Genomic DNA, 14,256 nt, shown 5'->3' with positions numbered 1-14,256 from the left:
GTAGCCGAAACACCACCCTGGAACGCGGTGACTTCGAATTTTTGATTTTCAGTACCGATCCTTGGCTCTTGGTTGGGTTCTCGTTCGGAACACCACCCATGCGGAAATGACATTCGGGCTCGCGGCTAGCTAACGCGGGAGGCCGGTCGTTCATTCCCCATCAGGCCACGTCCATCGTGCTCGGTTCACGGGCGTCGATGCCCGCCCGAATCGCGTGATCCGGCGGGCATCGGCAGAAACCGGATGGCGCTGCGGCCGCCGAACTCAGGAGTACTTGCGGCGCAGGTAGTTGATCAGATCGATCTGGGTGATCATGCCCCAGAAGCGGTCCTCTTCGTCGCGCACGATCGCCACGTGCCCTTTGCGGAACATGGGCATCAAATCGTCGATGGTGGCCGTGGTCGGGACCCATTTCAGATCCGTCACCATGTGGTCCTTGACCGGTTTACCGAACGCACCGGGATCGTGCACCACCGCCAGCAACAGGTCCGACTCGTCCAAGATGCCCACCAGCTTGTTTTCTTCCAGAACCGGCAACTGCGAAATCTCGTGCAGGATCATGCGTTTGTGGGCTGTCGAGAGTGGCTCGTCGGGACTGATGGTCACCGTGGCGCGTTCGTCGTGCAGGCGTCCGATGATGTCGCGCAAATCGCCGAACTGCTTGCGTTCCATCAAACCCTGGTCGTGCATCCAGAAGTTGTTGTACATCTTTGAAAGGTACTTGTTGCCGTTGTCGCAGCAGAAGGTCACCACGCGTTTGGGTTCGGTCTGCTTGCGGCACCAGGTCAGGGCCGCGTGGAGCAGCGCGCCCGTGGAGGAGCCGCCGAAAATGCCTTCCTTCTCCAGCAGCTCCCGCGCGGCCAAAAAGGCTTCACGGTCGGACACCGAAAAGGCCGACTTGACCCGCGACAGGTCGGCGATGGGCGGAATGAAATCTTCGCCGATACCTTCGATCATCCAGCTCCCGGCCTTTTTCAGGTGGCCCGTGGTCACGTATTCGGTGAGAATCGAGCCCACCGGATCGGCGATGACCAACTCCACGTGCGACGCTTCGCGGGCGAAGAACCGGCTCAGGCCGGTCAAGGTGCCGCTGGTACCGACGCCGACGACTACCGCGTCGAGCGAGTGATCCATTTGGTCCCAAATTTCCTTGGCCGTCCAGTTCTCGTGGGCGTTGGGGTTGTGTGGATTGGCGAACTGGTTGATGTAAAAGGAGTTTTCGGTTTCTGCATCGAGTTTTTCAGCCAAATCCTGGTAATACTCGGGATGGCCCTTCTGGACGTCTGACCGGGTCAGGACCACTTCGGCACCCATCGCGCGCAGGTGGCCGATCTTTTCCTTACTCATTTTGTCGGGTACCACCACTTTGAGTTTGTACCCTTTCTGGGCCGCGACCAGGGCCAGGCCGAGACCCGTGTTGCCCGCGGTGGCCTCGATGATGGTGCCCCCCGGTTTGATCTTGCCCTCGCGCTCCGCCGCTTCGATCATGACCAGGCCGATGCGGTCCTTGATGGATCCACCCGGGTTTTGGCTTTCGAGTTTGACGTACAGCTCGCAGGGCCCGGTATCGATGTTCTTGATGTGCACGAGCGGCGTATTGCCGATCAGAGAAAGAATGTTGTCATGAATCATAAAAAGTGCTCCGGTTCGAAATGTGATGGACGATGGCTGCTCGTGATGACGTAGATCGATCGATTGAATCCGCAGCGATTCCCGTTGTCGCGCCAATGGCTCTGCCCGAGCCGCCCCCCATGATGGGTGACCCCGATGTGGGATCTCGAAGATGCTCCCATTTTAGGGGAGATGAGGCCGCCTGTGCCACTGCTTTGGACCTGGAATTCGGGCCTTGGCTTCTGAGGATCCGGTCCGCTCGTTCGGTATCGATTCAACCCGCCGACCGCGGCGACGGATCGGGTCACCCGACTTCGAACCTCATGTGGAACGGCCACCAAAATTATTGGCCCCCTCGAATACCCGAGCGGTCTCGAAAATTCATACAAAATTCGTCTGAATAATCATACAAACATCCACTGCAAAGAGAATTCGTCGAGACCCGATCGTTCTCCGGTTTTAGAGTGGGTCTTGTAATTATTTGAAAAATAGAGGGTTAACTTGTGCGTCTGGATGGGTGCGAATGCTCGCGCGGCTGGCAGTCATCTTGCCCTAGGCACAGGCCGTCACCTTGGTGACTTGTCTTCTCCTCCCGGCAATCTCCGTTCATGGCTCCCGTATCCGGGCACCCCGAATCGGTTTCTCACATTGCGTGAGTCCGCCCGGATACGGCTTTTTTGATGGGGATCGCCGCGAGGTGAACCACGATGACTCGATATGTTGCCGACCCCGTTTGCGTGGCGCCTGCCGACTGGAGATGTCCCGGTTCGCGGGTGATGAAACGAAGGTCGAGAATGGAGTGTTTTATGATCCGAACGCTTGCACTATTTTTGGGTTTCTTGGTGAGTTTTGGCTTCTCCCCAGCGGGAGCGCCGCCTCGGGAAGCCGATCCCGGATCCGATGACGAGTTCTGGATTCAAGCCATTCGCGTGGAGACCAGCGGACGGATTCGGCCCGGCTACATCCTGGCGGAATCGCAATTGGTAGAGGGCGCGCGCTACAGCAAAAAGGACCTGGAACGCGCCCGGCGCCGGATCAATCGTCTGGATGCGGTGCTGGAAGCCGAGTACGAGCTGGAACCCGCCGGTGAGGACGGTCGTTTCACCCTGGTGTTGCGTACCCGCGATGCCCGGCTCTATTGGGTGCGGGCCCAGACCGACGTGTTCGACGGGTCGGATTACGACGACAGCAGTTCCAACGACCAGGCCAATCTGGGGGCCCGCTACTTTTTCGGCGGTGCTCAGGAGGTCTACACCCAATTCAATCCGAGCTGGGCCTGGAGTGACAACGACGATTTCTCGGACCGCACTTCGATCCGCGCGGGATACCGCCACAACGGCCTGCTGCGCGGGAAATTGCGGCTGACCCTGGAAGTCCTGGCCCTCAAGGACGATACTTTCGGTTATTCGTTCCTCACCGGTCCCAACCGGAGGAGCGAGGACGAGCGCGAAATCATTCCCAATCTCGGGCTGCGCTATGCGCTGGGTGGCGATCATTACGTCACATTGACCGCCACACGTCGCGAGGCGACCTCCAAAACCAATATCACGTTCGGTTTGGACACGCTCGATCCGGATCGGCTCTACGAAACCGAGGTCACCAGTCAGCGCTTTGGCCTCGGCTGGCATTACGACACCACCGATAGCGACTTCGCACCGAGCCGCGGTTGGCGCATTTCCGCGGGCGCCGCCTTCGGCGATCGGGACACCGATTCGGAGGCCATTCCCCTGGTCGATGGCAGTACCCGCCCGGCCTTCTCGCGCGAAGGCGACGTGCGCAACTACGACGTGAAGGCGATGCACTTCATCAACCCGCGCCCCGGGCACGTGTTCCATTTCGGTGGCGCCGCCTCGCGAAACCGATTGGAGCAGACCGGTGGGTTCGAAGGAACCCGTTTCGATCCAGGCGGTGAGTTCCGGACGGTTGTCGGTTACGGAACCCATGTCGATGAAAGCACCGTCTACGATCTCCGTGCGGGCTGGTCTTATGACTTCTTCCGGGGCATGCGGGCCAAACGCGCCGGGGAGCTGCGCTTGGGGACCGGGTTCCTGGCAAGACGCTATGAATTCGACGACGAAACGGTGTGGGACACGCCGGATTACCCGAACTCCTACGATTTCTTCTCCTTCTCGGACGACGATGCCTTTGGGCTCGAGGTGGATCTCGATTACCGCACCGCCTGGGGGCGATTCGGATTGGGACTCACTTGGGAGTTCGACTGAGATGCGTTCGCGAAAACCGGACGGGCCCGGCGAGGGCCCGTCCGCCAGGTTGCCGGCTTTCCGATCCGGGGAGCCGGTGGCCGGGTCGCTCGATGGATGGGTCCGCATGTCGCGAGATCCGTCGGGCCGAGCCGGTGTGGCCCGTTTCGTTCGTCAGGGTCGGTAAGCCACACAGATGAACGAATCTGCGCCATCCAAGCTGCGAAGCCTCGAGGGCTGACGTAGCGAAGTTCCTTTGCACGCGATGGGGGCGCCACTTCGGGGCGTTTCGTTTCCCGCCTGCAGCCAACACCCTCGCCGAGGGCTGCGACTTTGTGGTACTAATGCCGCCGAGAGGAAGGCAATGACCCTGATCCTGTTCACCATTCTGTGCGGATGGCCCTTTGACTCATGGCCGCTCAAGGCTCCGGAAGCCGATCAGCCGACGTTTTTCATCGAGCAGATCGAAATCCAGAGCCGGGGTCGCGTGCCCGAAGGGGTCATTCTGGCCGAGTCGCTGCTGCGCGAAGGCCAGGCCTATACCGAAAGCCAGCTCAAATCCGCCGGCCAGCGCATCAACCGCTTGCCCTTCGTGTTGGAGTCGCGCTTTCAATTGGAACGGGGCAGCAAACGCGGCACCTACCGGCTGGTGATTCACCTTCAGGAAACGCGATCCCTGTTTCTCCAGGCCCGCACGGAGTTCCGACATTTCCAGGGTGAGGCTCCCGATCAAACGTACGACATCACCACCTTGGGTGGGCGTTGGTTTTTCGGCGCCCACAACCTGCTTTATGCCACCGTCTCCCCGGATTGGCGCTGGTCCGATGCCAGCAGGTCCCGTCAGGAGAGCTACGCCCTGGGTTACTCCCACTACAACCTCTTCCGGCGCCATGTCTTTTTCGACTTTCAATTGTTGTACTTCGACGATCATGCGGTAGAGGTCCTCAACTTCAACTTGTTCAGCGGGTTCCGGATTTCTCCGGTGCTCACGGTCAGCGCGCCGCTCAAGGGGAATCACTTTCTCAAAGTGCGTGCCTCGCTGACCGATTCCGATCAGGACGCGTCGGACACCCTCTTTCAAACCGTCGAATCCCAGCAGCGCTCGTTTCCCAACGGGGACCAGGAAACCCTGTCCCTGGCCTGGCATTACGATACGACCGACGACAACTTCGCCCCCACCCAGGGCGAGTCCTTCTTTTTGGATGTGCGTCGCAACCGCATCGAGAGTTTCTCCTTCAAGCTCGAAACCACCGACTTCTTCCAGGAACGCGAACTCCTGTGGACCAGCGACGAGCGCATCGAGTACAAGGTGTGGTCCCGTTATCAGAAACAGATTCCCTGGCGCCAACGGCACGTCCTGCGTTGGGCCGGTGAATTTCGTTGGTCCAGAAGCGAATACGATCGCCTTTTGCGAACGCAGCTTTTCGAAGAAAACCGCCTCGTCGACGAGATCGAAGAGAGCGAAAGCGCCAATGAAGTGCTCTCGGGGCTGACGGCTGAATTCGGCTATTCCTACGATCTGTGGGGCAACCAGCGGACACGCAAATACGGCGATCTTCGCTTCGATGCCTTGTTTTCCGCCGAAAGCGTGCACAGCGATTTCGATGTCGGCGAAACCTCCTACCGGTCCTATCGGCTCGATACCCAGGTCCAGTTCCGCAACAGTTGGGGCGTATTCGGCCTGGGTGTGTACTACACCTGGGACGACTGAGGGGAGGGGGCGGCGTGAATCTCGTGTTGTTGCTGATTTCCCTCTGGAGCGTGCGTCCTGCGCCCACCGTCGAGGCTCGGGTGAACCTGGTGGCGGATGCTCGGGTGGTGGCCCATCTACCCGACAGTCTCTTCGAAGAGGACGAGGTGCGCGAGAATCTGATGTCGGGCCTGACTACCTCGCTGCTGATCCTGGTGGAAACGCGCGATGATGCGGGTCGGCTACAACGCGGCGGCGCCCGGGTCGATATTCGCTATGAACTATGGGACGAGCAACTGCTGGTGACCGCGTTGGACATGAGCGGCCAGGTGCAGAAGCACATGTTCGACGACTTGGACGAACTCAAGGCCTGGTGGCGTGCCTGGCCGATGTACGTTCTGCCCGAAATGTCGGGCGTTTTGCCGAGTCACGCACGGGCACGGATCCGCCTGGAGGTGGTGCCCTTTTCCGTGAACGAACAGAGCAGTGCGCAACTCTGGTTGTCCGGCGCAGGGGGTAGGGCGCCGGATGGCGTTCAAAACGACGGAACGGGCTCGGTGCGCAGGGAAGGCGAGGCCGGCCAGACGGGTCCCGGACTGAGCGCCCGTTTGATCAATCTGATGGTGGCCACATCGGTGAAACGCAAACCGTTGTTGACCTTCACCTGGCGGGTTCCCATCACCCGCCCTTAGCCTCCAGGTCTCATACGTTCCCTGATGAAACAAACCGGCTCGGAGTGCCCGAATGCCGAGAGATTCGTCATGCCAGGTAAGTTGGGCAGGGCCGGTAAGGCCGCTGGCCCGACACATCGAAGCGATCCGCGCTTCGCAAGATCGAGTGGTAAAAGAGCGAAGCTAATAAGTCGAGCCTCTAGCTCTCGATGATCGATTTCAATTTATGCTAAGTCGCTTCGATTGGTTGAGAAGGGCTTTACGTCTCTTACGCACATGCGGGCTACTCTGCATCGCCCCGCTCGCGCGGAGCTCCGATGAACCCTCGTGAAAAATGCGGGCTAAACGAGGCGAAGCGCCACCCACCCGATTGAAGGTGGATGGCGCCAGGCACCCGTCTGCTGAGGACTATTCAGCTTTTACGGTTGATTTCTTGACCGTACCGTTCTCGCTCAGGAGCGCTTCGATGGCGGCCAGGCGTTTTTCCAGGTCGGCTGCGTGATCTTGCAGGGATGCGATTTCCTTGTCGCGAGCAGTCAGTTGCTGGGTCAGGACATTGTTCTGCTCTGCCAGTTCCTTGACACCGGCCATGGCGGAAGAGGCCAGGTTGAGGAGGGAAATGCCACCTTTGCTTTCGTTGGCGGTGGGGCTGCCGAACAAGCTGTTGAATTCCGCCGCGTTCGGCGCGAAGGCGACGCCGTTTTCGGACGAATAGGTGTAGAAATTCATGTTTTCGATTTGGTCGAGCAGGAAGTTGGTTTCCACCAAGCGAGGCGTGCCTCTCGGGCTGGAGTCGACGAAATTATCGGCGGTGACGGTCCCGGTGGCGGTCACGGTGGTGACGTTGATCGTCTGGGCGGTAAGGGTCGTCGAAATGGTCGCCAGCGGGGAGCTGACGTTGTTGGCGAACACGGTGTTGGTGGCGATCAGCGAGTCGATGGTCAGATCGTCGAGAAGGGTGGCGTCGCCATCTTTGGTGATCGTGAATATGGTCTGTGAGGCGGGGTCGCCTGTCGCGAAGATGAAGGATTGGTCCGAGGCATTCATGCCCGTGGTCCAGGTAATTGGATTCGTGGTGTCATTGCTGTCGAAGATGACTTGGGGGAAACCGGTTGATTCGAGTCTCAGCATGGAGTTGGTGGCAGCCGTTGTTCTGGCATGCAGGTAGGCGTTGGGACTGCTGGTACCAAAACCAATTTGGTTGTTTGCCTGGATGTCGATGGCGCTGTCGTCGGCGCCGGGGCGAATGCGGAAGGGCAATTCGCTGCCGTTGGTCACGTCGCGAATGAAGAAGTTCGTTTCGTTACTGGCCACATCCCATGCCTGGGGGGTGAAACCGCTGGCGCCGGTCTGTTCCAACCGCAGGGTGGGGGTGTCACCGTCGGCCACATGAAGTTCCACGATCGGATTGGAGGTGTTGAGGCCCACGTCACCGGCATCGTCCACGTAAATCGCGTTGTTGCCCGCGCCGGAGCGCAGGGTCATGATGCGGGTGCCGGCGTCGGCGTTCTCGATGGCGAACAGGTTGGCACCGCCGTTGGTGGTTTCGTTGGCGAGGATGCGCCAATCGACGGACGGGAAGCTGGCGGAGTTCGAGGTATCCTGGAAGTGGATGCGCAGGTTGTTTTCCTTCAATCGAAGGGTGTCGAATCCGAAGCTTTCGCCGTTGACGCAATCGAGCCCGACGCATTCACTGCCTTGAATGACCTGGTCGGTGGGAACCACATTGGCGCGAGAGAGCTGGTCCTGGTCGGTGGTCTCGTTATCATAAGGGGAGAAGGGGACCCGATCGGCGATGGCGAAGGTGCCCGATTGAACTTCGACCGAGCTCGGATCGCCAAAGGTACGCAGGGCCAGGCGCATTTCTTCGGGGTCTCCGCTCTGGCGGACCCGTGCGAGGATGTCGAAGACCCGGCTGCTGTTGAGGCGGTAGGCCGTCAACTGGTAGGAATAAACGCCGTCTTCCAAGAGGTTGCCGCGCTCGTCGTAAAGATTGATGCTGGGGAGTTCACCGCGTTCGAAGGTATATTCCGCTTCGAAGAAGTTCGGCCCGCTGACGGTCAGAAAAACCATGTCGTAGTTTTCAAAAAGATTCCAAGTCATGCCGACGGAATCAGCTTCCAATTCGGCGAAATCGTCCGCGGCCGTAAGATTGGGACCTGCTGCGAGCAGGGCTATCCCTATCAGTATGCTCGTGGTTACTTTGCGGCTAAAAATCCTCATCGTCTCTCTCCTGATGTCATGGTGGTCGCTAGGGAAAAGGGCCAGGTGCGTGGGCCGGTCGCGAAATCCGGTGGGCTGCTCGAGAAGTGCCTCGAACGATGCCGTGACGAACGACCGTTTTGCGTGTGGATCACCAAGCCGATAATCGAGCTCGTGCCAGGGGTACCGAACAATCCGCCGCGTCGCTGAGGTAGTGGCGACGATCGATTGGGTGCCGGAACAGATGGAATTCCATGAAGTCGTAGTTTACTTATCGGGTACTAATTCCTTTAAGTGGATTATTTGGTGAAAACGGAAGCGTCGTTGCGGTAACTGTGTGATATCAGTCACATTCTAACGCGCTTACAACTTCATGGCGAGCCCCAAAATCGAGATCTTGGGATTTTTGGCGGCCTTTTTCGTGGGAGAACAGGTGCGCTCGTCGGCTCCAGTCGACCTTAAACTGGTCCTTTTGTCGCGTCATCCTGCCGGGCGGTCCGAGGGGGTCCAAGTATCGCTTGGGTACCGATGGAGATGGCTGCTCCGTCCGGTCTTCGGCTATAAAATGTTGGACTTGGTCTATTTTTGACATGCTGCGCTCTAATAGGTGCGGTTAAGGACCGAAATATCTGTTTTGACTCGGGGTATCTAGCGATATGGCTGCGGTTGACCCGGCGGAACCATGTGGGTGAGTCGTACGCTTACAGATCGGAAAAGGGGGTTGCTTTTCGGGTACGATTCGGTTGTCTGCCTACATATTGATCTCCTAATTTGCAGTAATTGTGGAGAAAAATAGGAGATTGACGTCTAAATGAAGTTTTTTTGTGTGGATCCTGGACATCCCTCGTAATATGTGCCCTTTTCCTGGGCCGTGTCCAGCCCGAAATGATTTCCCGGTCGGGCAATCCCGAACCACGGATTGGCTCAGGGGGGAATAGGCACCAAATCCTTAGGGAATCCTTCCTTTTTGGCTTGAAGATGTCTGTCCTCGAATCACACGGCTTGACACGAATTTTGAAGCCGTTCTCGGGCTCCGCGTACCAGGCTCCTCCGAAGACCGATGATCTTCCTCGTGCGAAAGAATAAAGTCTTTGTTTTAAACGCTTTATTGGAACATTTGACAACGCAATCAGGCTGGGAGACCCGTTTCTCCATCGATGGCAAACAGGAAGGGGACCAAGGACGGTCCGTCAGGCATGCCCGCGGCTGATCCTCCGCGTCCTTTGCGCACTTGCTTGAAACGGTGCTTTCAACCCGAGATGGGTCTTGTCGTCGTCAAAACAAAATCAGGAAGCCAGAAAAAATTGAAACCATGAAGAGCATGGCCATGGTGTGCCACGAACGGCCTGTTCTTTCCTGGTTTCCGATCTTCATGGGTTCCTGTTTCATTTTTCAGAAGCGCGACCTATGGCCCTTCGCCAGACAAGGGTTGCGGGGACAGTCACGTGGAAGTGCTTTGATTCGTGTCAATTCGCGTGATTCGTGGGCAAACTTATCCCTCGCCTGGAAACGCAGGGCGTGGATCCGAAGCGCGAGACGCCGGCGAGGGCGATTGACTCAAGCCTCCGGGTTCTTGAGCGCCAGAGTCAGGACCTGCTCGGCCAAGGTGTCCAGATCCATGCTGCCGGTGGGCTTGTACCAATTGACCGTCCAACTGATGGCGCCCACCAACAGCCGTCGCAACGTGAAACTCTCCACGGCCGTGCGACCCTCGGCCGCGAGGCCCTCCAGGGCGCGCAGCCACAGGGCTTCGTAGCGATCGCGCAGGTTCAAGACGTCCTCGCGACGGCCCTCCGTCAATTGGCGCCACTCGAAAACGAGCACTGTCATGGCGTCCCGCGTTTCTCCGTGGATCGCCTCCAGTTCCGCCCGGATCAGGGCCAGGACGCGGCTCGCGGCGCTGTCCGCCTCGTCGAAGGCCCGTTGCAGGCGGGCGGTGTTGAGCTCGATCACGTCCACCATCAGGCCGTAGAGGATGTCCTCCTTGGTGGCGAAATGATGAAAGAGGCTGCCGGACTGCAACCCCACGGCGCGCGAAATGTCGCGGACGGTGGTCTTGGCGAACCCCTTCTCGCGGAAGAGGCGCGCGGCGGCCTGAAGTAATTCTTGGCGGCGATCTTTGACGTGGCTGGTCATGGCGGTCTCCTGTGAGGTCGGGAGGAAAGCGGCGGACGACGGCGAGCGGGGAAGCCACCCTCATGATAACAGTAAAAGGATAACCAAGCAAGCGCTTGGTTTGGACTTGAAACGATCCTGAAAATGCTGCTAGAATGCCTTCAAGCTCGACCTATCACTTGCTTGGTTTTCTGCTTTCTTGGTTTCTGATTGTCACCCATATGGAGAGGTGGTCATGGTTTCTCCTGATACGATCCGGATCGGCAACGCTTCCGCCTTTTGGGGCGATTCCCAGGCGGCCGCCGCCCAATTGGTGCGTGCGCGCGCCGTCGATTTCTTGACTTTCGATTATTTGGCCGAGATCACCATGTCTCTGCTCGCCGGGAAAAAACTCAAAGATCCCGCCGCCGGCTACCCGCCCGACTTCGTTCAGGTCCTGCGGCCCCTGCTGCCCGCCATTCAGGAACAGGGGATTCGCGTCGTCGCCAACGCCGGCGGCGTCAATCCGCTTGCCTGTCGCGACGCGCTTCAGGCGCTCGTCGACGAGGCCGGGCTCTCCCTGCGCATCGCCGTGGTCCTCGGCGACGACCTGATGTCGCAAGTCGAGGCCTTGCGTGCCGTCGATCCCCGCGACATGGAAACGGGCGAGCCCCTACCCGAACGGCTCGTGAGTGCCAACGCCTACCTGGGTGCCGCGCCCATCGTGGCGGCTCTGGACCGGGGTGCCGACATCGTCATCACCGGACGCTGCGTGGACAGCGCCCTGGCGCTTGCACCCCTCGTACACACCTTCGGCTGGAAGTGGGATGACTACGATCTGCTGGCGGCCGGCTGCCTGGCCGGGCACATCATCGAGTGCGGCACCCATTGCACCGGCGGGAACTTCACCGATTGGCACCGGGTCCCGGGGTTCGAGAACATGGGTTTCCCGGTCATCACCTGCGGCGCCGATGGTGGCTTCGTGGTGAGCAAACCCCCGGGGACCGGGGGCCTGGTCACCCCCGCCACCGTCGGCGAGCAGTTCGTCTACGAAATGGGCGATCCGGCCCGCTACATCCTGCCCGACGTGGTCTGTGATTTCAGCCGGGTCCGCCTCGATCAGGACGGCCCGGATCGGGTGCGGGTCAGCGGCGCCTCGGGTCATCCACCGACGGATACATATAAAGTGTGTGCGACTTTCCTGGACGGATACCGCGCCGATGTGGCCTTTCTGCTGATGGGCATGGACGCGGTGGCCAAAGGGCGCCGCGTGGGTCAGGCAATTATCGCCAAGGTGCGCGGCATGTTCCAGGTCCTCGGCTTCGACGACTTTCAGGCGGCTGAAGTGGCCGTGTTGGGCGCAGAGGACAGTTATGGACCGCGCGGACCACGCGGCGACAGTCGCGAAGTGACGGTTCGCCTTTCGGTGCGGCACCCACGCAAGGAGGCCTTGGGCCTGTTCGCCCGCGAAATCGCCCAGGCCGGTACCGCCATGGCCCCGGGCTTGACCGGCCTGATCGGCGGACGGCCACATCCGACGCCTGCGATCCGCCTGTTCCAATTCCTGATGCCCAAGGATCGCGTGGCCGCGGAAGTGGTCCTGGGCGAGGAACGGTGGGCGGTCCCGCTCGAAACCAGCGGTGGCTTCGACCCCGAGATCGTTCAACCGGCTACCTACGGAGCCCTCGAAACCGATCCCTGCGATGCCCGGGTGCCGCTGGTTCGCCTCGCCTGGGCGCGCAGCGGCGACAAGGGCGATCACGCCAACATCGGCGTCATCGCCCGCGATCCGGTCTACCTGCCCTACCTGCGCGCCGCTTTGACGCCCGATGCCGTGCGCCACTGGTTCGATCACCTCATGGACGGTGAAGTCGTGCGCTGGGACCTGCCAGGCGTGCGCGGTCTCAACTTTTTGCTGGGTCAGAGCCTAGGCGGTGGCGGTATGGCCAGCCTGCGGCCCGATCCCCAGGGCAAGGCCTACGCCCAGATCCTGCTGGAAATGCCGGTGCCGCTGCCGGCCGAGTTGGCGGCCCGGGCACAGCAAAACGCGCCCACGACGGATGGATGATGCCATGACCATTTTGGATTCCCACATCGATGTCGCCGGTGACCTGTTCCGGCAGAATCGCGACGACATGCTCGCCGAGATCGCGCGCTTTCGCGAGGCGGAAGCGCGTCTGACCGCGCGAGAGGAAAAAGCGCGGCCGAAGTTCGCCAAACGCGGCCAACTCCTGCCGCGGGAACGCATCGCCCTGTTGTTGGATCCCGGCACGCCGTTCCTCGAGCTCTTTTCGTTGGCCGGTTACCGGCGCCACGACGATCGCGACGGCAGCGAGGCCGGCGGTGGCGTGATCAGCGGGATCGGCTACGTTTCCGGCGTGCGCTGCATGGTCATGGCCAGCAACAGCGCGGTCAAGGGCGGCGCCATATCGCCGGCGGGCCTGCAGAAGAACCTGCGGTGTCAGCAGATCGCCCTGGAGAACCGGTTGCCGCTGGTGTTCCTGGTGGAATCGGCCGGCGCCAATCTCACCTACCAATCGGAAGTGTTCATCGAGGGAGGACGCGGCTTCGCCAATCAGGCGCGCCTCTCGGCCGCGGGCATCCCGCAGATCACCATCGTTCACGGCTCCTCGACGGCGGGCGGCGCCTACATCCCGGGCCTTTCCGACTACGTCATCATGGTGCGCAAGGCGGCCAAGGTCTTTTTGGCGGGTCCGCCACTTCTGCGGGCGGCCACCGGCGAGATCGCCACCGACGAAGACCTGGGCGGTGCCGATATGCACGGTCGCGAGGCCGGCACGGCGGAGTTCCTGGCCGAAGACGATCGCGACGCGGTCCGCATCGCTCGCGACGTGGTGGCCGGCCTCGGTTGGCCCAAAGCGGATGGGACACCCCGATTCGAGGAATCGCGACCCCCGCGATACGCGATCGAGGAGTTGGTGGGGGTGGTCCCGATCGACTTCAAGCGGAGCTACGACGTGCGCGAAGTGATCGCCCGCATCGTCGACGATTCCCGGTTCACCGAATTCAAGGAGGCCTACGAACACTTCACGATCTGCGGACGCGCCGAGATCCAGGGCCGGGTCTGCGGGCTCATCGGCAACAACGGGCCCATCACCACCAAGGGTGCGGTCAAGGCCGCCCAGTTCATTCAACTGTGTTGTCAGAGCGGGACCCCACTCGTCTACCTGCAAAACACCACCGGCTACATGGTCGGCACCGAAGCCGAGCGAGGCGGCATCGTGAAACACGGTTCCAAGATGATTCAGGCCGTGGCCAACGCCACCGTCCCCCAGATCACGCTCGTGATCGGCGGTTCCTTCGGCGCGGGCAACTACGGCATGTGCGGCCGCGGCATGGATCCGCGCTTCATCTTCTCGTGGCCCAATGCACGCGTCGGCGTCATGGGCGCCGAGCAGGCCGCCAAGGTCATGTCGATCATCACGGCCGCCAAGGCCAAACGCGGCGGCTTGCCGATGCCGCCGCAGCATCTGGAGGCCATGGAACGCCAGATCATCGCCCGCATGCGCGAGGAGTCGGACGTCATGTTCGGGTCGGCGCGCCTGTGGGACGACGGCATCATCGATCCGCGCGATTCCCGCAAGGTATTGGCCTTCCTGCTTTCGATTTGTGCCGAATCGGAGAGCCGACCGTTGCATGCCAACAGTTTCGGCGTGGCCCGCATGTGAGGCACGCGCGCCGAGCCGGCCGAGGCGAGGACCTTCTCGTCGCCGCCACCTCGAAATCGACCTACCTTTCCCATTGACGCCTCTTTACCGACATTGCC

At 60.5% G+C, this 14,256-nt stretch carries 8 protein-coding genes; 5 read left to right on the top strand and 3 right to left on the bottom strand.

The genetic code is table 11. The features are described 5' to 3' along the window. Positions 1-264 precede the first annotated feature (264 nt). A complete protein-coding gene (locus tag J3U87_RS30210) occupies positions 265-1,632 on the bottom strand; it encodes a pyridoxal-phosphate dependent enzyme (RefSeq protein ID WP_237379522.1) in 1,368 nt (455 codons plus the stop codon). A gap of 785 nt (positions 1,633-2,417) precedes the next feature. Between J3U87_RS30210 and J3U87_RS30205 the strand changes: the two genes are divergently transcribed. The 3 genes from J3U87_RS30205 to J3U87_RS30195 all read left to right on the top strand — a co-directional run bounded on the left by J3U87_RS30205 (position 2,418) and on the right by J3U87_RS30195 (position 6,194). Then, entirely contained in the window at positions 2,418-3,833 is a 1,416-nt protein-coding gene (locus tag J3U87_RS30205; protein WP_237379521.1) for a BamA/TamA family outer membrane protein, read from the top strand. 343 nt (positions 3,834-4,176) lie between these two features. Further along, the gene (locus J3U87_RS30200; protein WP_237379520.1) at positions 4,177-5,523 is read left to right on the top strand and encodes a BamA/TamA family outer membrane protein; all 1,347 of its coding nucleotides are present in this window, start codon (positions 4,177-4,179) and stop codon (positions 5,521-5,523) included. Positions 5,524-5,537: 14 nt separating this feature from the next. Next, a complete protein-coding gene (locus tag J3U87_RS30195; protein WP_237379519.1) occupies positions 5,538-6,194 on the top strand; it encodes a hypothetical protein in 657 nt (218 codons plus the stop codon). A gap of 387 nt (positions 6,195-6,581) precedes the next feature. Here J3U87_RS30195 and J3U87_RS30190 read toward each other — a convergent pair whose 3' ends face one another. Then, on the bottom strand, positions 6,582-8,276 hold the full coding sequence (locus tag J3U87_RS30190; protein WP_237379518.1) for a tropomyosin: 1,695 nt from the start codon (positions 8,274-8,276) through the stop codon (positions 6,582-6,584). Between the two features lie 1,656 nt (positions 8,277-9,932). Then, complete coding sequence (locus J3U87_RS30185; RefSeq protein ID WP_237379517.1) at positions 9,933-10,511, bottom strand: TetR/AcrR family transcriptional regulator; 579 nt, start codon at positions 10,509-10,511, stop codon at positions 9,933-9,935. A gap of 214 nt (positions 10,512-10,725) precedes the next feature. On the opposite strand from J3U87_RS30185, the gene J3U87_RS30180 reads away from it, so the two are divergent. After that, complete coding sequence (locus J3U87_RS30180) at positions 10,726-12,537, top strand: acyclic terpene utilization AtuA family protein (RefSeq protein WP_237379516.1); 1,812 nt, start codon at positions 10,726-10,728, stop codon at positions 12,535-12,537. Positions 12,538-12,541: 4 nt separating this feature from the next. Beyond that, on the top strand, positions 12,542-14,158 hold the full coding sequence (locus J3U87_RS30175; RefSeq protein WP_237379515.1) for an acyl-CoA carboxylase subunit beta: 1,617 nt from the start codon (positions 12,542-12,544) through the stop codon (positions 14,156-14,158). Positions 14,159-14,256: the final 98 nt, after the last annotated feature.

Origin of the sequence: Sulfidibacter corallicola, assembly GCF_017498545.1 — a bacterium.
Taxonomy (GTDB): Bacteria; Acidobacteriota; Holophagae; order Acanthopleuribacterales; family Acanthopleuribacteraceae; genus Sulfidibacter; species Sulfidibacter corallicola.
The sequence above is the reverse complement of the archived record's forward strand: the minus strand, read 5'-3'. Positions and strand labels throughout refer to the sequence as shown.